This is a genomic window from Sphingomonas sp. HMP9 (assembly GCF_013374115.1).
GTDB lineage: Bacteria > Pseudomonadota > Alphaproteobacteria > Sphingomonadales > Sphingomonadaceae > Sphingomonas.
Genome location: NZ_AP022673.1, coordinates 2325616 through 2348148, shown reverse-complemented (window position 1 = coordinate 2348148; position 22533 = coordinate 2325616). Strand labels below are relative to the sequence as shown.

20 protein-coding genes are annotated in these 22533 nt (G+C 65.7%); 10 read left to right on the top strand and 10 right to left on the bottom strand.

The features are described from left to right. The first annotated feature begins 1114 nt into the window (after positions 1–1114). A complete protein-coding gene (locus tag HMP09_RS10400) occupies positions 1115–2425 on the top strand; it encodes a methyltransferase family protein (protein ID WP_176500312.1) in 1311 nt (436 codons plus the stop codon). A gap of 97 nt (positions 2426–2522) precedes the next feature. Here HMP09_RS10400 and HMP09_RS10395 read toward each other — a convergent pair whose 3' ends face one another. From HMP09_RS10395 to HMP09_RS10385, 3 genes are all read right to left on the bottom strand, one after another. Then, positions 2523–3911 (bottom strand): glutamate--cysteine ligase, encoded by a 1389-nt coding sequence (locus HMP09_RS10395; protein WP_176500311.1) that lies wholly within the window; start codon positions 3909–3911, stop codon positions 2523–2525. Between the two features lie 82 nt (positions 3912–3993). Further along, on the bottom strand, positions 3994–4737 hold the full coding sequence (locus HMP09_RS10390) for a 16S rRNA (uracil(1498)-N(3))-methyltransferase (RefSeq protein ID WP_176500310.1): 744 nt from the start codon (positions 4735–4737) through the stop codon (positions 3994–3996). A gap of 531 nt (positions 4738–5268) precedes the next feature. Further along, the gene (locus HMP09_RS10385; RefSeq protein WP_176500309.1) at positions 5269–5430 is read right to left on the bottom strand and encodes a hypothetical protein; all 162 of its coding nucleotides are present in this window, start codon (positions 5428–5430) and stop codon (positions 5269–5271) included. An 83-nt stretch (positions 5431–5513) separates the two neighbouring features. Here HMP09_RS10385 and ubiA point away from each other — a divergent pair, with 83 nt between their 5' ends. From ubiA to HMP09_RS10370, 3 genes are read left to right on the top strand one after another with little or no spacing between them, the layout of a single operon-like run. Further along, positions 5514–6455 carry a 4-hydroxybenzoate octaprenyltransferase gene (gene ubiA, locus HMP09_RS10380; RefSeq protein ID WP_176500308.1) on the top strand — a complete coding sequence of 314 codons (942 nt, stop codon included), beginning with the start codon at positions 5514–5516 and terminating at the stop codon, positions 6453–6455. Positions 6456–6464: 9 nt separating this feature from the next. Further along, positions 6465–7811: a TldD/PmbA family protein gene (locus HMP09_RS10375; protein ID WP_176500307.1), complete on the top strand. Its 1347-nt coding sequence runs from the start codon at positions 6465–6467 to the stop codon at positions 7809–7811. Positions 7812–7854: 43 nt separating this feature from the next. After that, positions 7855–8619, top strand: coding sequence for a 3'(2'),5'-bisphosphate nucleotidase CysQ (locus tag HMP09_RS10370; protein ID WP_176501706.1), 765 nt, complete (start codon positions 7855–7857; stop codon positions 8617–8619). A gap of 116 nt (positions 8620–8735) precedes the next feature. Here the strand turns inward: HMP09_RS10370 and HMP09_RS10365 are convergent, their stop codons facing one another. Beyond that, complete coding sequence (locus HMP09_RS10365; RefSeq protein WP_232090173.1) at positions 8736–9047, bottom strand: helix-turn-helix transcriptional regulator; 312 nt, start codon at positions 9045–9047, stop codon at positions 8736–8738. Between the two features lie 276 nt (positions 9048–9323). Here HMP09_RS10365 and istA point away from each other — a divergent pair, with 276 nt between their 5' ends. After that, entirely contained in the window at positions 9324–10850 is a 1527-nt protein-coding gene (gene istA / locus HMP09_RS10360; protein ID WP_176495470.1) for an IS21 family transposase, read from the top strand. Between the two features lie 13 nt (positions 10851–10863). Continuing rightward, positions 10864–11604: an IS21-like element helper ATPase IstB gene (istB, locus tag HMP09_RS10355; RefSeq protein WP_176495471.1), complete on the top strand. Its 741-nt coding sequence runs from the start codon at positions 10864–10866 to the stop codon at positions 11602–11604. 154 nt (positions 11605–11758) lie between these two features. On the opposite strand, the gene HMP09_RS10350 is transcribed toward istB, so the two are convergent. The 5 genes from HMP09_RS10350 to HMP09_RS10330 all read right to left on the bottom strand — a co-directional run bounded on the left by HMP09_RS10350 (position 11759) and on the right by HMP09_RS10330 (position 16247). Beyond that, complete coding sequence (locus HMP09_RS10350) at positions 11759–13102, bottom strand: transposase (protein WP_176500306.1); 1344 nt, start codon at positions 13100–13102, stop codon at positions 11759–11761. Between the two features lie 32 nt (positions 13103–13134). Continuing rightward, entirely contained in the window at positions 13135–13542 is a 408-nt protein-coding gene (locus HMP09_RS10345) for a helix-turn-helix transcriptional regulator (RefSeq protein ID WP_197942428.1), read from the bottom strand. Further along, entirely contained in the window at positions 13542–13913 is a 372-nt protein-coding gene (locus HMP09_RS10340) for a VOC family protein (protein WP_176500305.1), read from the bottom strand. The genes HMP09_RS10345 and HMP09_RS10340 overlap by 1 nt, the downstream gene beginning before the upstream one ends. Positions 13914–14310: 397 nt before the next feature. Continuing rightward, positions 14311–15018, bottom strand: a complete 708-nt coding sequence (locus HMP09_RS10335) for a hypothetical protein (RefSeq protein WP_176500304.1) — start codon at positions 15016–15018, stop codon at positions 14311–14313. Positions 15019–15023: 5 nt separating this feature from the next. Then, complete coding sequence (locus HMP09_RS10330; protein WP_176500303.1) at positions 15024–16247, bottom strand: toxic anion resistance protein; 1224 nt, start codon at positions 16245–16247, stop codon at positions 15024–15026. 160 nt (positions 16248–16407) lie between these two features. Here HMP09_RS10330 and HMP09_RS10325 point away from each other — a divergent pair, with 160 nt between their 5' ends. The 3 genes from HMP09_RS10325 to typA all read left to right on the top strand — a co-directional run bounded on the left by HMP09_RS10325 (position 16408) and on the right by typA (position 20747). Further along, complete coding sequence (locus HMP09_RS10325; protein WP_176500302.1) at positions 16408–17421, top strand: zinc-binding alcohol dehydrogenase family protein; 1014 nt, start codon at positions 16408–16410, stop codon at positions 17419–17421. 278 nt (positions 17422–17699) lie between these two features. Next, a complete protein-coding gene (locus HMP09_RS10320) occupies positions 17700–18707 on the top strand; it encodes a hypothetical protein (protein ID WP_176500301.1) in 1008 nt (335 codons plus the stop codon). A gap of 195 nt (positions 18708–18902) precedes the next feature. Then, positions 18903–20747: a translational GTPase TypA gene (gene typA / locus HMP09_RS10315; RefSeq protein ID WP_176500300.1), complete on the top strand. Its 1845-nt coding sequence runs from the start codon at positions 18903–18905 to the stop codon at positions 20745–20747. A 449-nt stretch (positions 20748–21196) separates the two neighbouring features. On the opposite strand, the gene HMP09_RS10310 is transcribed toward typA, so the two are convergent. Beyond that, positions 21197–21862 carry a L,D-transpeptidase family protein gene (locus tag HMP09_RS10310; RefSeq protein ID WP_176500299.1) on the bottom strand — a complete coding sequence of 222 codons (666 nt, stop codon included), beginning with the start codon at positions 21860–21862 and terminating at the stop codon, positions 21197–21199. Between the two features lie 212 nt (positions 21863–22074). On the opposite strand from HMP09_RS10310, the gene HMP09_RS10305 reads away from it, so the two are divergent. After that, positions 22075–22479, top strand: coding sequence for a hypothetical protein (locus tag HMP09_RS10305; protein ID WP_176500298.1), 405 nt, complete (start codon positions 22075–22077; stop codon positions 22477–22479). The last annotated feature ends 54 nt before the right edge of the window (positions 22480–22533 follow it).

The window sequence follows — 22533 nt, the reverse complement described above, 5'->3', positions numbered from 1 at the left end:
ACAATGACGAAGACCAGACAACCGACTGGAAAACTGCTTTACCCGGCACGGCGACGTCTATGGCACGCGAATATGGCTGCAGATGATGCTGGAGGGTCTTGTGATCGCCCGTTTCGCCGTCGATCGGCTAATGCCCGAGATGGACTTGGCTGGCGCGATCGGGGGCCGGCCCGTGTGTACGACCATCGCCACGACCCCGCCTGCCGAAGCACGGGATGCCTTTTAGGCGGCCGCGGACACCATGGCGGTGTCAGCATGGGACGCAACCGAAGGGCGCGCTCAGGTCGAGAGCGGTTCGGATCGAGACCGACGACGCCTCACGGACCGAACACCGGTCATGAGTGCCCTAAGGATCGTCGGGCATGACACCTGACGCAGGTTTTTCGCCCCGGATATCGGTGGCTTGGTGTGAACAGGTGACCGCCGGCCAGGACGCAGCGCAACCATTTCATCAACCGCACGAGGAAGCTCCTTGGAAGCTTGCAAATGAATGGAGTTGCAGACGACTCGGAACGCGATCGAAATGATGCCTTCATCCGCTCAGGCGTGCAAACTATTCCGGTGCCGCTACAAGGTTGATACTGCTCGCCCGACGTGTCCTGCACGGCATGCCGTCACCCACGAACCGTTTGGAAGCGTTGGTTCCAGCCCAAATTCATCGCCTGCTAGACGACGACAGTGATGGTTCCGACGTTCGTGTCCCGACGACACTATCAGTCCGGTCTTTCGACGATCCAGCCGGCCAGGGTGCTTCGCATCGGCGCCCCGCAATAGCGGCAGATGCTGGTGTCCGCGCCCTGCCTTCGAAGACCGTGTGTCTGCGAGACCGTCGGTGTATGCCCAGGAAGCATTTGGTACGTCCGATAAGTCTTTGTAACATCCGGGTCTCCTTGTTCGGACCGGAACGACGGGCCTGGGGTTCGCGAGCGAATTCGGGGTCGTGCACGTCCCGAAATCGAACAAATGCGACCTTCTGGTCAGCGCATTTTTCGAGCTCGTTGGTACGGCGAGACGTCCGCCACCGAACTGATCGGCGCCTGCGTGGTGCCCCCTCGAACAGCGGTGGAAACATGCTTCATGGCTTGCTTACCAATCCGCGCTAAGGACGGCCGTCATGGATCACGACGTTCAGCTTGCCGGTCCGGCCGAGACCGATCCTCGTCCACGGTCCGCGGTCAGTCATGGCGCCGGCATAGCGGGACTGGTCGGCGTACTCGGCTGGATCGGACTGGCCCGGCATTACGGCATGGACGGGCCGTATTCGGCGCTGGTCAATATCGTCGCGTGCGGGCTCCCGATGGTCGTCTGGTCGGTGCTGGTCGACAAGGTCCACCGCAGTCCCAGCACCGGGATCGACTGGTCCGCGGCAAGACCCTGGCGTGCGACGCTGGACGTCAGCCTGATGAAGCTCGCCGGGTTGTGGGCGACCTGGACGGCGATCGCGGTGATCTATGGCACCGGGCGCTTCTACTGGCAGGGGAATTTCGCGTTCGCGATGTGGTGCTTCACCAACGCCGCGCCGATCCTGTTCGTCGCCTCGATCCCGTATGTGCTGTGGATCGACCGCTATCTTGTCGAACCGCGCGACGGCGCGTGGCATCTCGGCGCATGGCTGACGGGGCAGGCGGGCGTCGACCGCGAGGCGATCTACGGCCATCTGCGCGCATGGGGAGTCAAGACGTTCTTCCTCGCGTTCATGCTCGCGATCGTACCGCCAGGGTTCGGCGATTTCGTCCGCGGTGACGTCACGGTCGTTCTCCGCGATCCGGTCGCGCTGGCGAGTTGGCTGGTGACGCTGATGTTCCTGATCGACGTGGCCTTCGCGACGGTCGGCTATCTGCTGACCTTCCGCCCGCTCGATTCGCACATCCGGAGCGCCAATCCGTTCGCGGCCGCGTGGATGCCCGCGCTGATGTGCTATCCGCCGTTCATCCTGATGACCTCCGGCGGTCCGCTCGATTATCACCCGGGCACGTCGGACTGGGCGAACTGGTTCCAGGGGCATCCCGTGCTGCTCGCGCTGATCGGCGCGATCCTCGTGGGGCTGACCGCGATCTATGCGTGGGCGACGATGGCGTTCGGTTTCCGTTTCTCGAACCTGACCAACCGCGGCATCCTGACGCATGGGCCCTATGCGGTCTCACGGCACCCCGCTTATCTCTCGAAGAACCTGTTCTGGTGGATCTCGACGATTCCGGTGCTGACGCTGGGCAGCGTCGTCGACGCGGCGCGTGCGACGCTGCTGATGGCAGCGGTCAGCGGCGTCTATTACTGGCGCGCCAAGACCGAGGAGCGGCACCTGAAGCTCGACCCCGACTATCGCGCGTATTTCGACTGGATGACGCGCCACGGGCTGGTGCCGCGGTTGTTCGCGAAGCTGCGGGGGGAAGCTGTAAGCGGACCAAGCATAACCCCGTCACCCTGACGAAAGTCAGGGCCCAGAGCCACGAGCGTCGGCGTCCGTAACTCTGGATCCTGGCTTTCGTCAGGATGACGGCAAGGCGTTATATCCGCCCTTTGTGTTAGAAGCTGGCTTCGTCGTACACCTTCGAGACGTCGCCGCCCCAGACGCCGTGATAGCGATCGAGCAGCACTTCCGCCGGCACCTTGCCGCTGCGGACGATCTCGCGCAGCGGATCGAGGAAGCCGGTCTCGTTGTCGCCCGCCCGGTTGAACCGCGCGCGCGCCGACAGCCCGGCGCCGGCGATGTCGAGCACCTGTCCCGCGATGTCGCGCAGCGTGCCGCCGCCCGCGATCGGCGCGTTCAGGCCGAGCTTCGGAACGCCGTCGCGCAGGCTCTGGCGCTCGTCGATCGTCCAGTCCTTGACCAGATCCCACGCCGCATCGAGCGCACCCTGATCGTACAGCAACCCGACCCACAAGGCAGGCAGCGCGCAGATCCGGTTCCACGGCCCGCCGTCCGCGCCACGCATCTCGAGGAACGTCTTCAACCGCACCTCGGGGAATGCGGTCGAGAGGTGATCGGTCCAGTCGTCGAGCGTCGGCTTCTCACCCGGCAGCACCGACAATTCGCCCTTCAGGAAATCGCGAAACGACAGCCCGGCGGTGTCGATATACTTGCCCTCGCGGTAGACGAAGTACATCGGCACATCGAGCGCGTACTCGGCATAGCGCTCATAGCCGAAGCCATCCTCGAACACGAACGGCAGCATGCCGGTGCGATGCGGATCGGTGTCGGACCAGATATGGCTGCGATACGACAGCATGCCGTTGGGCTTGCCCTCCGTGAACGGCGAGTTCGCGAACAGCGCGGTCGCGAGCGGCTGGAGCGCGAGCCCGACGCGGAATTTCTTCACCATGTCCGCCTCGGACGCGTAATCCAGGTTCACCTGGATCGTGCAGGTCCGCAGCATCATGTCGAGGCCCATGCTGCCGACGCGCGGCATGTGCCGCAGCATGATCGCATAGCGCCCCTTGGGCATCGTCGGCAGCTCGGCACGCGTCTTGTCCGGCCACATGCCGAGGCCGAGGAAGCCGATGCCGAGCTTCTCGCCCGCGGCCTTTACCTGTTCCAGATGACGCCCGGTTTCGGCGCAGGTCTCGTGCAGATTGTCGAGCGGCGCGCCCGACAGCTCGAACTGACCCGCGGGCTCGAGGCTGATGCTGCCATCCGCGCCCGACATGGCGATGGCGTTCTGCGTACCATCGGGGCCGCCCTCCATGACCGGCTTCCAGCCATATTGCTCCAGCTCGCCGAGCAGCGCGCGGATGCCGCCCGCCTCGTCATAGGACGGCGCGTGATGATCGCCGTTCGCGTAGACGAACTTCTCGTGCTCGGTGCCGATCCGCCATGCATCCTTGGGCTTTTCGCCCACTGCGAAGCTGGCGATCAACTGGTCGCGCGACTCGATCGTCGGGCTGGTCTTTTTCGGGGCGGGTATCGTCGTCATTGCCGCGCCTTACGCGGCGATGAACGAGCCCGCTAGGGGGGATTCGGACCAATCGGTAGGGTATTGCGCCCCGGCCTCGTTATCAGCGCCAGTCACCCGCCGCCGCCATCCACAGCGCGACGGCCGCGCCCGCTGCGGTTTCCGCCCTCAGGATGCGTGGGCCCAGCCCGATTCCGACTGCTTGCGGGTGCGCGCGGACCGCCTCGCGTTCGTCGGTATCGAAGCCGCCCTCCGGCCCGATCAGGATCGCCGCCGGACCCGGTCGCGCGCGCATCGCCTCCAGCGCCGGCACGCCGCCGGTCTCGTCGGCAAAGAACAGCGCGCGGTTCTCCGGCCAGTCGCGCAGCAACGCGGCAAGCTTCACCGGCTCGGTCACCTCGGGCAGCGCGGTGCGCCCGCATTGCTCGGCCGCCTCGATCATCTGCGTCCGCAGCCGCTCGGTGTTGGGCTTGTCGACGATCGTCCGCCGCGTGACGACGGGTTGCAGCCGCGCCACGCCCAGCTCGCACGCCTTCTCCGCCATCCAGTCGACGCGGCCCTTCTTGAGCGGTGCGGCGCACAGCCACAGGTCGGGCACGTCCTCGCGTGGGCGCAGCAGCGCGGTGATATCGAGCACCAGATCGCGCTTGCCGACGCTCGACGCAACGCCGAGCCACTCGCCGGTGCGATTGTCGAACAGCTTCACCGGATCGCCGACCTTCATCCGCATCACCCCGACGAGATAATGCGCGGCGGGGCCATCGACGCGGAGCGGACCGGCCGCGAGCGGCGTATCGACGAACAGGCGCGGCGTGGACTGCGGCGGCCAGGCTGGGGTTGCGGGCATGCGAGTGCCCTAGCAAATGATCCCCGCCACGGGGAGGGGCCGCAAATGAGTACGCTCGCGGTGCAAAAGCGCGACACCCAATCCTCCCCCGCCAGGGGGAGGTGGCTGGCCCTTGCCAGACGGAGGGGGAGGAAAGGGAGAACCGCTGTTCCGTATCCGCCCCCTCCGTCGCCTCCGGCGCCACCTCCCCTGGCGGGGGAGGATCACGAACGGCGGCTATCTGGATTTGCCGGGCGCGAGGCGTGGGCAGCGTAGATGGAGTAGGGGGCCAGCGTCGATCGTCACCGCCCAACGCGCGAACCCATGGTTCCCGCCAAGCGCGGTTCACCCCCAAACTCCGTCATCCTGACGAAAGTCAGGATCCAGAGCCATGAGCGCGCCGTCCGTTACTCTGGATCCTGACTTTCGTCAGGATGACGGGCGAGTGAGTTTCGAGCAGATCGTTCTTTAGATCAGCCAATTGGCGGGCGGCGCGTAATGATCGGCCATCAGGGATCGGCCCCAGCGGCCTTATCCACCGAGAGCGGCAACTCACCGCTTCCGGCGCGCCCACACCTTTCGTGCCACCACCCACGCCAGCACCGCCGCGACGACGCCAAGGATCAGCACCCCCGCAACCGCCCCGGCGACGCGGAAGATCCCCCAGAACAACGCCTCGACGAAGCGGCCGACCGCGACCGACAGGCCGATCATGTGAGAGGGTCCGAACGCGCCACTCGCTCGACCCTACCCGGCAAAGGCTTGCGCGCCAAACCCCGTCTTCCTACGCCTCCGCCATGCAGACCCAGCCCGCGCCCATGGAAATCGTCCCCGACAGCGAACATCGGGGGCTGGTCGGCCGCCTCCCGCCGACGCTCCGCGGCCTGGCCCTGCTCGCGCGCTTCGATCGGCCGATCGGCTGGTGGCTGCTGTTCTGGCCCGGCGCCTGGGGCGTCGCGCTTGCCGGCGGTGCGGTGCAGCGCTGGGACCTGATCCTCTGGCTCCTTCTCGGCAGCATCGCGATGCGCGGCGCCGGCTGCGTGTTCAACGACATCGTCGATCGCGACCTCGACGCGCAGGTCGCGCGCACGCGTGCCCGGCCGATCCCCAGCGGACTCGTGTCGATCAAGCTCGCCTGGGTCTGGCTCGTCGTGCTGTGCCTGATCGGGTTCGCCGTCCTGCTGCAACTCACCTTCTTCGCCGCGATCGTCGCACTGGCCAGCCTCGCCCCGGTCGCCGCCTACCCGTTCATGAAGCGCATCACCTGGTGGCCGCAGGCCTGGCTCGGGATCGTGTTCTCCTGGGCGTTGCTGGTCGGCTGGAGCGACATCGCCGGTGCGCTCGATACGCCGATGTGGCTGCTCTATGCGGGCTCGATCGCGTGGGTGATCGGTTACGACACGATCTACGCGCTGCAGGACCGCGAGGACGACGCGATGATCGGCATTCGCTCGTCGGCGCTCCGCATGGGCACCCATGTGAAGGCCGGCGTCGGGATCTTCTACATCGCCGCCATCGCGCTCTGGGCCGCAGCGTTCTGGAACGTCCGCCCCGATCCCCTCGCGATCGCCGCGCTCGTTCCCGTCGCGCTCCACCTCGGCTGGCAGGTCGTCACGCTCAAACCCGACACGCAGGAGGGTGCCGGCACCGCCGCACTCGCGCGTTTCCGCGCGAACCGGTTTGCCGGACTGCTGATGTTCCTCGCCTGCGTGGTTGTCGGCACGAGCCTGCATCCTTAAGTCGCTGATATGCTGACCCCAGACCAAGCCTGCGACCGCGCCCATGACATCGTCCAACGCGCCAAGGCGGCGGGCGCCGACGCCGCCGATGCGGTCTTTGCCGCCGATGCCGCGCTCGACGTGTCGATCCGCCTCGGCAAGCTCGAGGATATCGGCCGCTCCGAGAGCGAGGATCTCGGGCTGCGCGTGTTCGTCGGCCAGCGCTCCGCCAGCGTCTCGACTTCCGACCTGTCGACCGCGGCGATGGACGCGCTCGTCGAACGCGCGGTCGCGATGGCGCGCGAGGCCCCTGAAGATCCCTGGGCCGGTCTCGCCCCGGCCGACCGGCTCCTCCACGGCATCACCCCCATGCTCGGCCTCGACGACGGCGGCGAAGTCAGCCCCGAGCAGCTCCGCGACGCAGCGTTCGAAGCCGAGGACGCCGCCCGCGCGGTCCTCGGCGTCTCGAACAGCGAAGGCGGCGGCGCGAGCGCGTCGCGCAGCGTCTGGGCGCTCGCCACCAGCCACGGGTTCGCCGGCGCCTATGCCGCGACCGGCTATGGCGTGTCGGCCAGCGTGCTCGCCGGCGAAGGCAGCAGCATGCAACGCGATTACGCGCACAGCAGCGCCCGCCTGCGCGCGCATCTCGAATCGCCCGACGCGATCGGTCGCCGCGCGGGCGAGCAAGCGGTCGCGAGGCTCAACCCCGGTCGCCTCGTCAGCGGCGGTACCACGATCGTCTACGACCGCCGCGTAGGCGGGTCGCTGGTCGGCCACATGCTCGGCGCGATCTCGGGCCAAGCGATCACCCGGAAGACCAGCTTCCTGCTTGACTCGCTCGGCACGCAGGTGTTCGCGCACGGCATCACGATCCGCGACGATCCGCACCGCCCGCACGGCCTGCGCTCACGCCCGTTCGATGGCGAGGGCCTGCCTGTCTCGCCGAGCGAGATCATCGAGGACGGCATGCTCGAACGCTGGCTGCTCGACTCCGCCTCGGCCCGCCAGCTCGGGCTCGAGCCGACCGGCCACGCCGCGCGCGGCATCGGCGGTGGGCCCGGCGTGTCGACCAGCAACGTGTTCATGGAGCCGGGTCACGTTCCGCTCGAAACGCTGATCGCCGACATCGAATCGGGCGTCTACGTCACCGAACTGATGGGTGGCGGCGCGAACGGCGTGACCGGCGACTACAGCCGCGGCGCGGCCGGCTTCCGCATCGAGAACGGCCAGATCACCACGCCCGTCGCCGAGTTCACGATCGCCGGCAACGTGAAGGACATGTTCCTCGCGATGACCCCCGCCAACGATCTCGAATTCCGCTACGGCGTCAACGTGCCGACTCTTCGCGTGGAGGGCATGACGGTGGCGAGTGGCTGATCGCTTGCGCCAGCCCACGCGCTCGCCCGACTGGCTGAGCGCGATGGCCGACGCCGTATCGGGCATCGCCGCGGAGGCCGGCGCGATGGCGCACGACCGCTTCGACACCGATTTCCAGCGCTGGGAAAAGACCCCCGGCAGCCCGGTCTGCGAACTCGACATCGCGATCGACCGGATGCTCAAGGCGCGCCTCTCGACGCTGCTCCCCGAAGCCGGTTGGCTGTCCGAGGAAACCGCCGACAATGCCGACCGCCTTGCGCACGACCTGCTCTGGGTGGTCGACCCTATCGACGGCACGCGCGACTATATTCGCGCGCGGCCCGGCTGGTGCGTGTCGATCGGGCTGGTCGACCGCGGCCGCCCGGTGATCGGCATCCTCGACGCCCCCACCCGCGGCGAACACTGGCGCGCCGTGGCAGGGCAGGGCGCCACCCGCAACGGCGTGCCGCTGAAGGCCGGCACGCGCACCGACTTCGCCGGCAGCCGCACGCCGGTCGACGCGCTCCCCAAGGCCGACCGCGATCTCGTCATGGTCCACAAACCCAACTCGATCGCGCTGCGCATAGCGATGGTCGCCGCCGACGAAGCCGACCTCGTCGCCACCCTCCGCTGGGGCAACGAATGGGACATCGCCGCGGCGGTGTTGGTCGCGAGCGAGGCGGGCGCGGCGGTGAGCGATGCGCTGGGCGCGCCGCTTGTGTTCAACAAGCCGCGGCCGCAGGACTTCGGCGTGCTGGCCTGCGCTGCGGGTATTCACAGCGCCGCGGTCGACCGACTGGCTAATCGTGCGCGCGCCGTATTAGGCTGAGAAGCTTGCAGACAGCCACGTGTGGGTTGCCAGCTCGCTATCGGTGCTTGGCGCTTCCGGCTTTGCGGGAAAAGATCCGCTTACCGACAGTCGCTCGGCCCATCGAGCCGCATGACTCAGTCTTGGCTTCCATACTCTGCGCCATGGAGGCGCAAGCACTCGGTAAGAGAGCGAGCGGCGACTGGGATGAACCTGTCTCCGGTGATCGCCATTCCCGTCGCGCGATCAAGTCGAAACATCCGAAAATCATCACGTGTTTCACACCACGCAACCAGCGTCCAAACCTTGCCCCAAAACCACAGACCAAGCGGATGCGCTCTGCGATGGGTTTTTGCGCCATGCTGGTCTTCATAGTCAAAAGATAGGATGTGAAGCGATTCTACAGCTTGCTCTGCCAAATCGATCAGCTTTCTGACCTCGTCGGTCAAAGCGATTGGTGGCGCAAAAACAGCTGAGACTGTTGAAAAAGGCTTGCGTGGTGACGGCGTAGCGGATGGCTGGCGACGCCGGGTGCTGATTCCGAGGCAAGCCGCCCCCTCATTCCGAAATAATGCCGCCCCCTGATTCCGAGAAATAGTCGCCCCCGGATTCCGAGATGATGTCGCCCCCTTGCGGGGTGGGTCGGACCGGGATCGCCGGCAGGGTTATCGTCGCTCCTTTGGGTCTGTCCGAAGGAGTGAATGATGCCGGCGGGAAGGGTGAGTATGCGACGTGTCCGCGAGATGATGAGATACCGGTTCGAACAGGAGCTGGGATACAAGGCGATATCGCTGCGCGTGGGTGCGGTGCCCTCGACGGTGCGGGCGACCTTGAAGCGTGTCGCGGATGCGGGACTGAGATGGCCGCTGGACGAGACGCTCGGCGATGCTGCGCTGGAGGCATCACTTTACCGCGATGCGGGCAAGAAGACCGGCCACCGCCGCTGTCCCGAACCCGACTGGGCGCAAGTTCATCGCGAGCTGAAGCGCAAACATGTCACGCTGCAGGTGTTGTGGGACGAGTATATCGCCGAGCATCCGACCGGCTATCGCTACAGCCGATTCTGCGACCTGTATCGCGGCTGGGCGATGAAGCTGCCGGTTACGATGCGGCAGAACCATGCGCCGGGTGACAAGCTGTTCGTCGATTATGCGGGCGACAAGATCGCGGTGGTGATCGACCGACTGACGGGCGAAGTGCGTGACGCGCATATCTTCGTGGCGGTGCTGGGGGCGTCCAGCCTGACCTATGCCGAGGGAAGCTGGACCGAGACGCTGCCCGACTGGCTGGCGGCGCACACGCGCGCGCTCGCAATGTTCGGCGGTGCGCCGGCGCTGTTCGTGCCCGACAATGCGAAGGTCGCGGTGATCAAGGCTTGTCTTTACGATCCGCAGGTCAACCGCAGCTATGCCGAGATGGCGGCGCATTACGACAGCACGGTGCTGCCGACGCGGCCGCGCCGCCCGCGCGATAAGGCAAAGGTAGAAGCTGCCGTGCTGATCGTCGAGCGCTGGCTGTTCGGACGCCTTCGGCGTCGGATCTTCTACAGCCTGGCCGAACTGAACGCCGCGATCGCCGGGTTGCTTGCCGAGCTGAACGATCGGCGCGTGCTGCGCCGGGTTGGGCAGACGCGTCGTCAGTTGTTCGAAGAGATCGACCGGCCCGCGCTGAAGCCGCTGCCAGCCGAGCCCTATGTCTACGCCGAATGGCGGCGCAGGCGCGCGGGACTCGATTATCACGTCGAGATCGAGCGGCATTATTACTCCGTCCCATACCGCTTCGCACGCGAGCCGATCGAAGCGCGGATCACCGCGGCGACCATCGAGCTGTTCCACAAGGGCGAGCGGATCGCCGCGCACATGCGCGGCTCGGGCAATGGCCGCCATACCACGATCCCGGAGCATATGCCCTCGTCGCACCGGCGCTTTGCCGACTGGACCGTGGAGCGGATCGCGCGCGATGCGACCGCGATCGGGCCATGTACGGCATTGCTGTGCGAGAAGATCCTCGTCGAACGGCGCCATCCCGAGCAGGGCTTCCGGGCCTGTATGGGCATCATGCGCATGACGCGCAGCTTCGGTGCCAAGCGGATCGAAGCGGCTTGTTCGCGCGCGCTCGATATCGGTGCGCTCACCTACGGCTCGGTCAGATCGATCCTCGACAAGAACCTCGACCAGATCCCGTCATCGCCTCCGGTTGAGAGCCCGCCGGTCGATCATCCCAACATCCGGGGCTCACGCTATTATCACTGAAAGGAACACGACGATGCTCGCACATCCGACCCTTGATCGGCTGAACGAAATGGGCCTGGCCGGTATGGCCAGGGCGTTTGACGAACTTGCCACCAATGCCGAAGCGGATCGGCTTACCCATCCCGAATGGCTGGCACTCCTCCTCGACCGCGAATGGGGTGTCCGCCACGATCGCAAGCTTGCCGCCAGGCTGCGGTTCGCCAAGCTGCGCCATCAGGCCTCGCCCGAGGACATCGATTATCGCAAACCCCGCGGGCTCGACCGCGCGCTGGTCGTGAAGCTCGTGGTCGGCGACTGGATCGCCGCACACGACAATCTGGTCATCACCGGACCCACCGGGGTCGGTAAGAGCTGGCTTGCCTGCGCGCTTGGTCACAAGGCCTGCCGCGACGATCGCTCGGTGCTCTATCAGCGCGTCCCCAAGCTGTTCACCAGCCTCGCGCTTGCCCGCGGGGATGGTCGTCACGAACGCTTGCTGCGAAAGCTCGGCGGCGTGCAGCTACTCATCCTCGACGACTGGGGCCTGGAGCCGCTCGACGCACTCGCGCGCCACGATCTGCTCGAGATCCTCGAAGAACGCTACGGGCGGCGCTCGACGATCGTTACCAGCCAGCTGCCCATCGCCAGTTGGCATCAGGTGATCGCGGATCCGACCTATGCCGACGCGATCCTCGATCGCCTCGTCCACAACGCCCATCGGCTCGACCTCGATGGCGATAGCATGCGGCGTGCGAAAACCAGCCAGATCGCTTGACGTAAGCACCGAACGAAACAACAACGATCATTGCCGACAAGGCCCCGCTTCCGGGGGGCGACATCATCTCGGAATCAGGGGGCGCGATCATCTCGGAAACGGGGGGCGACTTCGTCGGAATCAGCAACGCCGGGCACCGCAAGATGCGCTCGTATCAGGCCGGCGCCACCTGCCGGGCGAGCAGCTGGAGGTTATAGGCCGCAGCCGCCATGGTGAACTCCTCAGTAGCTCCTGACAGGCCACGCAGCTTAAGTGTTCGTAGCTTCAGGTTGCGTTTCAGGTGGCCAAACACGCGCTCGATCCGCTGTCTTCGACGCCGCGCGTGCACATAGGCGTCGGTGCCGGCAAGGGCGCGCACGGTGTCGCGGGCATCCTCGCTGACGAGGCGGCTGATGCTGCGCTTTCGACCGGTGGTGCATTGGGATTTCAGTTCGCAACCAGCACAATCGGCAACATGGCTTCGGTAGACGCGGACCTGACTGGCGCGCCTGGTGCCGCAGTAGCTGAGCTGCTTGCCCGCCGGACAGCGATAGGCGTCGGCCTCGCGATCGTAGTGGAAAGCATCGCGGGTTAAAAAGGCGTCGCGCTGGCGGCTGCGGTCGATGACCGGGATGTACGGCGTGATGTTCCGCTTGAGTAGCCAGCCGAGCAGTGGGCCACTGCCATACGCCTTGTCGGCCGCGAGACTTTCGGGCGCGATGCCCAGCCTGGTGCCGGCACGTGAAACCAGCGTGCGGGTCGCTGCGACCTCCGACGAGAAGCGTGCGGGCGTGGCCTCCACATCAAGGATGCAGTCGGTGTCGAGGTCCAGCAGCGGGTTGATGGCGTATGCGTAGCGCGCCGGCCCGTGCTTGCAGGTAAGGGCCGCCTGCGGGTCCGTTGGTGAGATGCTGGCTGGATCGACAGGCGCCGGTTCATCGGGATCTGGCGGCAACGCGGTATCGAGCGCCGCCAGATATTCGGCGACGGGCCGTGATACGCTTTCCATGGCACGAAGCTCGTCCGCGGCATCGGCCCCCTTCAGCTTCTTCTCGCGGCTCGCATCGGCCATGATCGTGCTGCCGTCTACCGCCACATTGCGGCCCGCCACCAGCCCGGCCGCAGCGCACCGTGCGACCACCTGCTCGAACAGCAGGCGATGCAGGTCGCAGGCACGGAAGCGACCATGCCTATTCTTGGAGAATGTGGAGTGGTCGGGCACCCGGTCGGCCAGATCAAGCCGGCAGAACCAACGATAGGCGAGGTTTAAATGCACCTCCTCGCACAGACGCCGTTCCGAGCGGATGCCGAACAAGTAGCCGACCAGCAGCATCCGCAGCATCAGCTCCGGGTCGATCGAGGGTCGCCCGTTCGCGCTATAACTCGTCGCCAGCGCCTCGCGAACGAAGCTGAAGTCGAGCAGCCCGTCGATGCGACGTAGGAGGTGGTCGGCTGGCACATGATCGTCGAGCCGGAACCCGTAAAACAGCGCGCCCTGCGCCACCTGCCGACCCATCATACTCGCGCTCCTCGCCACTCTCCCGCAGTGAATCACGCCCTCACCGCTATCGCAAGCGCGGGTTTTTCAACAGTCTCAGCTGTCTTTACGACTTGATCCCGCTCGGCCTTGGGCAAAACCAGCTCGATTTTTACTAAAGCCTCATTGGCGGCGCGAGACATCGCCATACCGCCCCACGCCCTGACCATCCGGATCCCCGCGACGAGTGCAACGATCTCCTCGCGCGTGAACATCAGCGGCGGCAGGTAGTAGCCGCTGCGCATGACGTACCCAACGCCGGCTTCTCCATCGATAGGGACGCCCGTCGATTGCAGGTCGGCAATGTCCCGGTAAATCGTTCGATCGGAAACCTCCAGCCGCTCGGCCAGCGTCCGCGCCGTGACCAGTCGACCGCCCCTGAGATATTGCACAATCTGGAAAAGACGGTCGGCTCGGCGCATCAGGTCTTGAACTTGAAAATGCCGAGCGAATTGCCCTCGGTATCTTTGGCGTAGAAAAACGAACCGGCGTAGATAACGATGACGTCGGATACGATCTCGCCACCGCCGCGCCTCACGCGCTCCATCGCGTCAGTCAGCTCGCCGGTTACAGCCAGATGAGCGGTCATCCCTTCTCCGTCTTTCGCTGGTTTGCCGGGGTAGATATGCCCAGCGGGTGAACTGCCTTCCGCGTGTGGAAACATCCACACCGGGTTGGGCCCCTCATTGTTTTCCGTAAGAGCGCCCTCCAACACTGTCTCATAGAAGTTGCTGGCTCGGGCGGGATCGGTTGCTGGAATTTCCGTGAATACGATCTGGGTCGCGGTCGTCATCGGCTTGTTCCTTATGGTGTTGAACAAGCCTTCTCTGTCACACCACTACTGACAGCGTGCCGTCAGTAGTGGTGTCCGCGGTTGGTCACGGCCGATCACGCCGCTTTAAAAGGGCTGCTTGACGGCGAAGCTGCATCGACGCTGTTTAGGGTGCACGAACGACTGGGTCAGAAAGCGCGTCGCGAATGCCTGAAAGACAAAGCTGCGGCGCATCTATCGACCGCCTAAACCGACGCACTTGCCCTTTGTCCGGCTGGTCAGATGAAACTGCAAACACCGATCACACCGATACGCCCGGAGCGGCACGCGTCCCGTCTCCGCCACCACCAACGCATCAGCCTCCGACACGAACCGCGCTTTCCTGCGACAGACGCTAAGTCGCGTGCGCTTCACCGGCTCAATCCTTGTACTTCATCTCCAGGAAACGCCCGCGGGTCGACAGATTGTCGAGGTCGCTTTGCGCGAGGCGCGCGGTCATCTCGCCGATCTCCTGTTCGATCAGTTTCAGGCCAGCGACCAGTTCGGCGTCGGGCGTCTGGCCGTTGCGCGGCGTGGTGCGGAGCGAGGGGGGGACCTTCTCGTAATCCTTCACGAACGCCGGCAGTTGCTCGCCGACCAGTTTGCGCACCTCGAACGCCTCGGGCGTGTTCGCGTCGAGCGTGGCGAGTTGCGGCGTCAGCGTTTCGAGGCGCAGGCCGATTCTGTCGACCAAGGTCATCGCCGGCGCGGGCAGGGCGGGGCGTTGCGCCTCCAGCCAGCGCTCGGTCTGTGCCGGCAGCGCGCGGATATCGACCGACGCGAGCCGCTCGGGGGTCGGCGCGCTCTCCGCCGGCCACACCGCGAACAGCACCGTCGCGGCGACCAGCAGCGCCATCACCAGCATCGCGCCGCCGATCCCGAGCGGCACGATCCAGCCGATCACCATCGCCGCGATCAGGATCGCCACGTCGGCGACCGCGATCCGTGTCAGCCGCTTGCCGATCGCCTGCGTCTGCCTGGCCCGCCCCCGCGACGGCACGCGCCCGATCACCGTGCCGGTGCGGTCGTCCGAAATGCGCGACCAGGAGGCGCGGGCGCTGGCGATGGCGTCGTCGACTTCGCTCACGGCGGTTACATCGCCTCCAGCTTGAACGCGCTCGGCGAAGGTCCGCCAAGTTGGCCCTGCGTGGCACCCTCGGCCCGGGCGATATACCCGCGCGACTTGTCCACCTCGTTCGACAGCGCGCCGACCGTCGTCTTCATGCTGTCGAGCGCCTTCAGCTTGAACGTGTCGATCGCGTCCATCGTGTCGTAGATATTCTGGAACGCGCGTTGCAGCGTCTCCAGCGGGATCGTCGCCGACGCGGCCTGTTCATGGATCTGCGCAGTCTGCGATTTGAGCAGCTTGCCGGTCGAATCGATGATGTTCGCGGTCGTCGTGTTGAGCGCGGTGATCTGTTCCAGCACCAGCTTCTGGTTGGTGAGCGCCTGCGCCACCGTTACCGCGGTGCGCAGCGCGGAGACGGTCGTGGTCGACGCGCGATCGACGCCCTTCACCAGCTCGACATTGTTCTTCTTGACCAGATCGAGCGCGAGATAGCCCTGCACGGTCACCGCCATCTGCGTCAGCAGATCCTGCGTCCGCTGGCGCGTGTAGAACAGCGCCGTCTCGCGGATCGCCTTCGCCTTGGCGGGATCGCTGTGGTCGAGCTCGTTCGCGACGTCCTCCAGCTTGGCGTCCATCGTCTTCGACAGATGGATCATCTGTTCGAGCCGCCCCATTGCTGCCCACAAATTCGCGCGCTCGGTGTCGATCGCGGCATTGTCCATCAGCAGCTCGTCCTTGCCCGAACCGAGGCTCTTCAGGATCTGCGCGATGTGCGTCTGCGACGATTTATAGCCGTCGAAATAATTGCGCATCTTGCCACCGAACGGGATGATCCCGAACAGCTTCTGCGGCGCGGTCAGATTGCCCTTCTTGCCGGGATCGAGATCCTCGACGACGCGGCGCAGCTCGGCCAGATCCTTGCCGACGCCGGTCTCCTGATCCATCGCCTTGACCGGGCGATCGAGGAACCGGTTCGACTGCCCCGCCGCCTCGCGGATTTCCTTCGCGCCCATCGCGGTGATCGCATCGACTCGCTTGCCGAACTCCGGCGAATTGACGTCCTGCGCGACGAGATCGGTGACGAACCCCGACACGCGCTCGTCGAGCTGCGACTTCACGCCGGCGTCGACCGGCACCAGCCCGGACGCCTTGGCGGCGGCGACCGTCGGCACGGGATCGGGCGGGGTCAGCACCAGGCTCGGCTCGGCCAGTGTCTCGGGCGTCAGCGTCTCAGGGGTCGTCGCCATGCGTCATCTCCGTTCGGTGGGGCATCGTGGCTGCAACCCGCCCCGCGATCAAGTGGCATATATAGATAACACACCCGGCTTGCCAACCGGATCCTTGAGCCGCGCCTTGAAACGCGGGAGTCGCATGGACAGCTTGGGGCCGCCATCACAGGAGTTTCCCATGCGCGCCATCGGCTATACCCAGTCGCTTCCGATCGACGATCCGCAGTCGCTCGTCGACCTGGACCTGCCCAAGCCCGATGCGACCGGCCGCGACCTACTCGTCGAAGTGAAGGCGGTATCGGTGAATCCGGTCGACACCAAGATCCGCCAGCGTCGCGTCGATCCCGACGGCAAGCCGCAGGTGCTGGGCTGGGACGCGGCGGGCATCGTCGTTGCGATCGGTCCCGACGTGACCGGGTTCGCGGTCGGTGACGACGTATTCTACGCGGGCGCGATCGACCGGCCCGGCACCAACGCGGAATACCATCTCGTCGATGACCGCATCGTCGGCCACAAGCCGCAGTCGCTCGACTGGGCGCAGGCGGCGGCGCTGCCGCTGACGTCGATCACCGCGTGGGAGACGCTCTTCGACCGGCTCGACGTGCGCAAGCCGGTGGTCGGTGCCGCGAACGCGATCCTGATCATCGGCGGCGCAGGCGGGGTCGGCTCGATCACGATCCAGCTGGCACGGCAACTCACCGACCTGACCGTGATCGCCACCGCCTCGCGCGACGAGACTCGGGATTGGGTCGAGGATCTCGGCGCGCATCATGTGATCGACCACCGCAAGCCGCTCGCCGAGCAGGTCGAGGCGCTCGGGCTCGGCGCGCCGGCCTATGTGTTCTCGACGACGCATACCGACGAGCACATCGCCGAGATCGCAACGCTGATCGCGCCGCAGGGCCGTCTCGCGCTGATCGACGATCCCGAGACGCTCGATATCAGCCCGCTTAAGCAAAAGTCGATCTCGGTCCATTGGGAGCTGATGTACACGCGCTCGCTCTTCCAGACGGCCGACATGGGCGAGCAGGGCCGGATCCTCGACGAGGTCGCGCGGCTGGTCGACGCGGGAACGGTGCGGACGACGCTGGCGGAGAATTTCGGGCGGATCGACGCGGCGAACCTGCGCCGCGCGCACGAGCGGATCGAGAGCCACACCGCCAAGGGGAAGATCGTGCTCGAGGGGTTCTGACATCTTCGCGGCAGCAATCTCTCGAGCTTCATACCGCCCCGGCGAAGGCCGGGGCCCAATTGGGGAACAGCAGTAACGGCTGGCAGCGCGTCATCATTGCCACCTTTCCACCTGGGCCCCGGCCTGCGCCGGGGTGGGGCGACTAAGCGACGATCTGCTTTTCCTGTTCCCCGCGAACGCGGGGCCCCAGGAGCCAGATACGTTGCCGCTCGTGACCCTGGACCCCCGCCTTCGCGGGGGAGCGGCATTGGTTCAGCGGGAGGCAAGTCATTTGCCGAATGAGACTGGCGCGCTCGCCAGCACAATATACGCTGCGCATCATGCTCCGCCCGCTGATCCTCGCGCTCGCTCTCCTCCCCGCGGCCGCCACGAATCGCCCGCCACCCGCCGACCCACTCACCGCGACGATCCACACCGAAGACGCCGACCGCTTCGCTGCCCTCTTCGCCAGGACCAAGGGCAAGCCCACCGCCGCGCAACTCAAACGCGACTATCTCGACAAGGGCAGTGTCGGGATCGGCGTCTTCACCCCCGGCCGGATCGGTGACGCGGACACGCTCGCGCGGGCGATCGCCGCCAACCCCAGCCGTTACGCGCAGGCGATCAAGACCTGTCTCCCCGCCGCCAAGGCCGCCACCGCGGATCTCCGGTCGATCTATCTCGGCCTCCACGGCGCGCTGCCCGATGCGAAACTGCCGCAAGTCTATATCGTCTTCGGTGCGGGCAATTCCGGCGGAACGGCAGGACCCGGCGCGCAGGTGCTCGGCCTCGAAGTCCTCTGCCGCATGTCGCCGACGCCCGAAAAACTCCGCCAGACGCTCCGTCATTTCTTCGCGCACGAGACGGTGCATACGTTTCAGGAGGACGCCGGCATGACGCTCGCCCGCGATCCCCTGCTCACCGCGATCCTCGTCGAAGGCGCCGCGGACTTTATCGCCCAACTCGTCACGGGCGAGGAACCCGACGCCGCGCGTGCCGCCTGGGCGCCCCCCCGCGAAGCCGAGCTCTGGCGCCAGATGCAGGCCGACATCACACTCACCCGCAGCCTGACCGACAAGGACGACCCCGCGGAAGGCTCGCCCGAAGCCAAGGCCTATGCGCGCTGGATCGGCAACTACTACACGCCGCCCGCCGGCTGGCCGCCCGAGCTCGGCTATTGGATGGGGCTGCGGATCTGGCAGCGTTATTACGCCGCAGCGCCCGACAAGCACGCCGCGCTGAGGGCGATGCTGGCGGTGCGCGATCCCCGTGCAATTCTCGCCGCCGGACCCTATAAGCGCCGCTGAATCCATCACTCCGTCATCCCGACGAAAGTCAGGACCCAGAGCCACGGAGGGCAGCGTGTGTTACCCTGGGTCCTGACTTTCGTCAGGATGACGGGAGGGCTCGTGAGTCCGCAAACCAAGCCCGGTCTTCCCGCGGCGCAACAATTACGCTATGGCGCGCGCCAACCCCGTTCCTCGTTTCAAGAGAATACATTCATGAGCCTCCGCAACGTGGCGATCATTGCGCACGTCGATCATGGTAAGACGACGCTGGTCGACCAGCTCTTCCGCCAGTCCGGCACCTTCCGCGACAACCAGCGCATCGAAGAGCGCGCAATGGATTCGAACGACCTCGAAAAGGAGCGCGGGATCACCATTCTCGCCAAGCCGACCTCGGTCGACTGGACTCCCCCCGGCGAGACCGAGAGCATCCGCATCAACATCGTCGACACGCCCGGCCACGCCGATTTCGGCGGCGAAGTCGAGCGCATCCTGTCGATGGTCGACGGCGTCGTCCTGCTGGTCGATTCGTCGGAAGGCGCGATGCCGCAGACCAAGTTCGTCACCGGCAAGGCGCTCGCGCTGGGTCTCAAGCCGATCGTCGTCGTCAACAAGGTCGATCGCAACGACGCGCGCATCCAGGAAGTGCTCGACGAAGTGTTCGACCTGTTCGTGTCCTTGGACGCGAATGACGAGCAGCTCGATTTCCCCGTGCTCTACGCATCGGGTCGCAACGGCTATGCCTCGACCGACATGGACGCGCGCGAAGGCACGCTGATCCCGATGTTCGAGACGATCGTGAAGTATGTCTCGCCGCCGGCCGTCGAAGTCGCCGGTGTGCCGTTCACCTTCCTCGTCACGCTGCTCGATCGCGATCCGTTCCTCGGCCGCGTCCTCACCGGTCGCGTCAATTCGGGTACTGTGAAGACCAACCAGCCGATCCACGCACTGAACAACGACGGCAAGATCATCGAGACGGGTCGCGCCTCGAAGATCATGTCGTTCCGCGGTCTCGACCGCGTGCCGGTCGACGAAGCCAAGGCTGGCGACATCATCTCGCTGGCAGGGCTTTCGGTTGCCACGGTGGCGGACACGATCGCCGACATCACGGTGACCGAGCCGCTGCACGCGCAGCCGATCGATCCCCCGACGCTGTCCATGCGCTTTGCCGTGAACGATTCGCCGATGGCGGGCCGTGAGGGCACCAAGGTGACGTCGCGCATGATCCGCGAGCGCCTGTTCCGCGAAGCCGAGTCGAACGTCGCCGTGAAGGTGACCGAGGCGGCCGACAAGGACAGCTTCGAAGTCGCCGGCCGCGGCGAGCTTCAGCTGGGCGTGCTGATCGAGACGATGCGCCGCGAGGGCTTTGAGCTCGGCATCTCGCGTCCGCGCGTGCTGTTCGGCGAGGACGAGAACGGCAAGAAGACCGAGCCGTACGAGACCGTCATCATCGACGTCGACGAGGAGCATTCGGGCACCGTCGTCGAGAAGATGAACACCCGCAAGGCCGAGATGACCGACATGCGTCCGTCGACCGGCGGCAAGACCCGCATCACCTTCTCGGCGCCGAGCCGCGGGATGATCGGCTATCATGGCGAGTTCCTGTCCGACACGCGCGGCACCGGGATCATGAACCGGCTGTATGAGAAGTACGGTCCGCACAAGGGTCCGATCGAGGGTCGCAAGAACGGCGTGCTGATCTCGAACGGCTCGGGCGAAGCGAACAACTACGCACTGGGTCCGCTCGAAGAGCGCGGCATCCTGTTCGTGGGTCACGGCGAGGCTCTGTACGAGGGCATGATCGTCGGCGAGAACGCCAAGCCGGACGACCTCGAGGTCAACCCGATGAAGACCAAGGCGCTGACCAACTTCCGCGCGAGCGGCGGCAAGGACGATCAGGTCCGCCTGTCCCCGCCGAAGCGTGCGACGTTGGAGCAGGCGATCGCCTACATCGACGACGACGAGATGGTCGAAGTCACGCCGAAGTCGATCCGTCTGCGCAAGCGTTTCCTCGACGCGAACGAGCGCAAGCGCGCGAGCCGGGCTAAGCAGAGCGCGTGAGGCCAGCACGGCGAAGCCGGCTGAGCCTCACGCGCTCGGCCGGCCTCGCTTAAGCGAGGTCCGACGACACGGCTTTGCCGGGTCGCGCGACGTGAAATGAGAACGAGGCCGGGGGGAAACCTCCGGCCTTTTTCGTTGTGTGACAAAAGTCCCGAGTAAACCCGTTCCCCCGCGAAGGCGGGGGCCCAGGATCACAAACGACACCCCCCGAAACCCTGGACCCCCGCCTCCGCGGGGGAACAAGAGTGGCGGGACAGGCGCGGGTAGCAAGATACGCGAGCTGCCGTCACGAACCCGCCGTCCCCGTCATCCTGACGAAAGTCAGGATCCAGAGCCACGAAGGTCGCCGGCCGTTACTCTGGATCCTGACTTTCGTCAGGATGACGGGGGTTATAGCGACAGCGTTGGCTGATCAGATCCGCAGCGATCAGCCGCCCGAGCCCCCGCCCTCAGGCCGCAGTAATCCGCCCGCCACGTTCCAACATCTCACCACTCGTCACGATCACTCGGTCACCAAGCTTCACCTGCCCGAAGATCAGCTTGGCAAACGCGGTCGGCACGCCGACGCAGCCATGCGTCGCATATTTCCCGTCCATCAACGCGCTGCCATGGATCGAGACGCCGTCGTTGGTCAGCCGCAGCATGTACGGCATCGGCGCGCCGTACAGGTTCGACACGTGATGCGCGTCCTTCTGCGTGATCGTGAACACGCCCAGCGGCGTCGGCTTCTCGTCCGCGCCGTAAATCACCGCCGCCGTCCCGATCTCATACCCCGCCCGAAAGATCGACAGCGTCTGCGCGACAAGGTCGACGGTGATCACGATCGGCCCCTCGGGCACGCCTTGTGTATCCCAATAATAGGCGCCGTGCCGCAGGGGCTCGGGAACGTTCAGGACCCGCTTCACGACATACGCGTCGGCCGGTTGCTCGGCAGCAACCACAACGGGCTTCGGCGCGACCTTCGCGACCGGTGCAGCGACTCGCGCGACCCGCACAGGCGCTTCGACCGCGCGCACCGTCACCGGCGACCCGGACAAGGCCAAGCCCCCGATCAGCACCGCACTCCCGCCAAGCACGGCAAAGGCGATCGCTCGCGTCGTCATCATCCTGCGCATCGCGGCACCCTATCCGATATTCGTAAACAATGCCCAGTCGGGCGACGTCGCCACGTGTCCCCGCACGGGACCACCGCCGCCAGCTATACCGTGGGTTAACAAGCCGTTCCGAACCAGTTCAGGCCGAATCGCCTAAACCCTGAAACACGGTCGGACACTTATGCGTTTGTCCCAAGCGGACCGGGCGTAACTAGTAACGGAGTTCGGAAGAGATGAACGGATTTTTCAAGAAGGCAGGCCTCGGCGTGGCACTCGCTGCAACGGCGCTGACGGCGGCAGTACCGGCCGACGCCCAGCGCTGGGGACGTGGCGGCTATGGGCGCGGCTATGGCGGCGGCTGGCACGGCCATCGTGGTGGCGGCAACGCGGCCGGTGCAGCAGTGCTCGGCGGCATTCTCGGCCTCGGGGTCGGCGCGGCGATCGCCAGCAGCAACAACCGCAATCGATACTATGACCGCGGCTATTACAATGGTGGCTATTATGCGCAGCCACCGGTCGCCTATTATAACCCTCCCGTGCGGACCTATTACCGCGAGGATTATCGGCCGCGGTGCTGGAACGAGTGGCGTGTCGATCCCTATTATGGCGACCGGGTATCTGTGCAGGTGTGCAGCTGATCCCGTTCGAAGGCTGATCCAGTCCTTCGATAGCATGGAGGCGTCGGGGGCAGT

Bases quoted from the DNA above. Each gene is read 5' to 3' on its own strand.
- HMP09_RS10400 (WP_176500312.1), top strand. From the start codon at position 1,115: ATGGATCACGACGTTCAGCTTGCCGGTCCGGCCGAGACCGATCCTCGT.
- HMP09_RS10395 (WP_176500311.1), bottom strand. From the start codon at position 3,911: ATGACGACGATACCCGCCCCGAAAAAGACCAGCCCGACGATCGAGTCG.
- HMP09_RS10390 (WP_176500310.1), bottom strand. From the start codon at position 4,737: ATGCCCGCAACCCCAGCCTGGCCGCCGCAGTCCACGCCGCGCCTGTTC.
- HMP09_RS10385 (WP_176500309.1), bottom strand. From the start codon at position 5,430: ATGATCGGCCTGTCGGTCGCGGTCGGCCGCTTCGTCGAGGCGTTGTTC.
- ubiA (WP_176500308.1), top strand. From the start codon at position 5,514: ATGCAGACCCAGCCCGCGCCCATGGAAATCGTCCCCGACAGCGAACAT.
- HMP09_RS10375 (WP_176500307.1), top strand. From the start codon at position 6,465: ATGCTGACCCCAGACCAAGCCTGCGACCGCGCCCATGACATCGTCCAA.
- HMP09_RS10370 (WP_176501706.1), top strand. From the start codon at position 7,855: ATGGCCGACGCCGTATCGGGCATCGCCGCGGAGGCCGGCGCGATGGCG.
- istA (WP_176495470.1), top strand. From the start codon at position 9,324: ATGCGACGTGTCCGCGAGATGATGAGATACCGGTTCGAACAGGAGCTG.
- istB (WP_176495471.1), top strand. From the start codon at position 10,864: ATGCTCGCACATCCGACCCTTGATCGGCTGAACGAAATGGGCCTGGCC.
- HMP09_RS10350 (WP_176500306.1), bottom strand. From the start codon at position 13,102: ATGATGGGTCGGCAGGTGGCGCAGGGCGCGCTGTTTTACGGGTTCCGG.
- HMP09_RS10345 (WP_197942428.1), bottom strand. From the start codon at position 13,542: ATGCGCCGAGCCGACCGTCTTTTCCAGATTGTGCAATATCTCAGGGGC.
- HMP09_RS10340 (WP_176500305.1), bottom strand. From the start codon at position 13,913: ATGACGACCGCGACCCAGATCGTATTCACGGAAATTCCAGCAACCGAT.
- HMP09_RS10330 (WP_176500303.1), bottom strand. From the start codon at position 16,247: ATGGCGACGACCCCTGAGACGCTGACGCCCGAGACACTGGCCGAGCCG.
- HMP09_RS10325 (WP_176500302.1), top strand. From the start codon at position 16,408: ATGCGCGCCATCGGCTATACCCAGTCGCTTCCGATCGACGATCCGCAG.
- HMP09_RS10320 (WP_176500301.1), top strand. From the start codon at position 17,700: ATGAGACTGGCGCGCTCGCCAGCACAATATACGCTGCGCATCATGCTC.
- typA (WP_176500300.1), top strand. From the start codon at position 18,903: ATGAGCCTCCGCAACGTGGCGATCATTGCGCACGTCGATCATGGTAAG.
- HMP09_RS10310 (WP_176500299.1), bottom strand. From the start codon at position 21,862: ATGCGCAGGATGATGACGACGCGAGCGATCGCCTTTGCCGTGCTTGGC.
- HMP09_RS10305 (WP_176500298.1), top strand. From the start codon at position 22,075: ATGAACGGATTTTTCAAGAAGGCAGGCCTCGGCGTGGCACTCGCTGCA.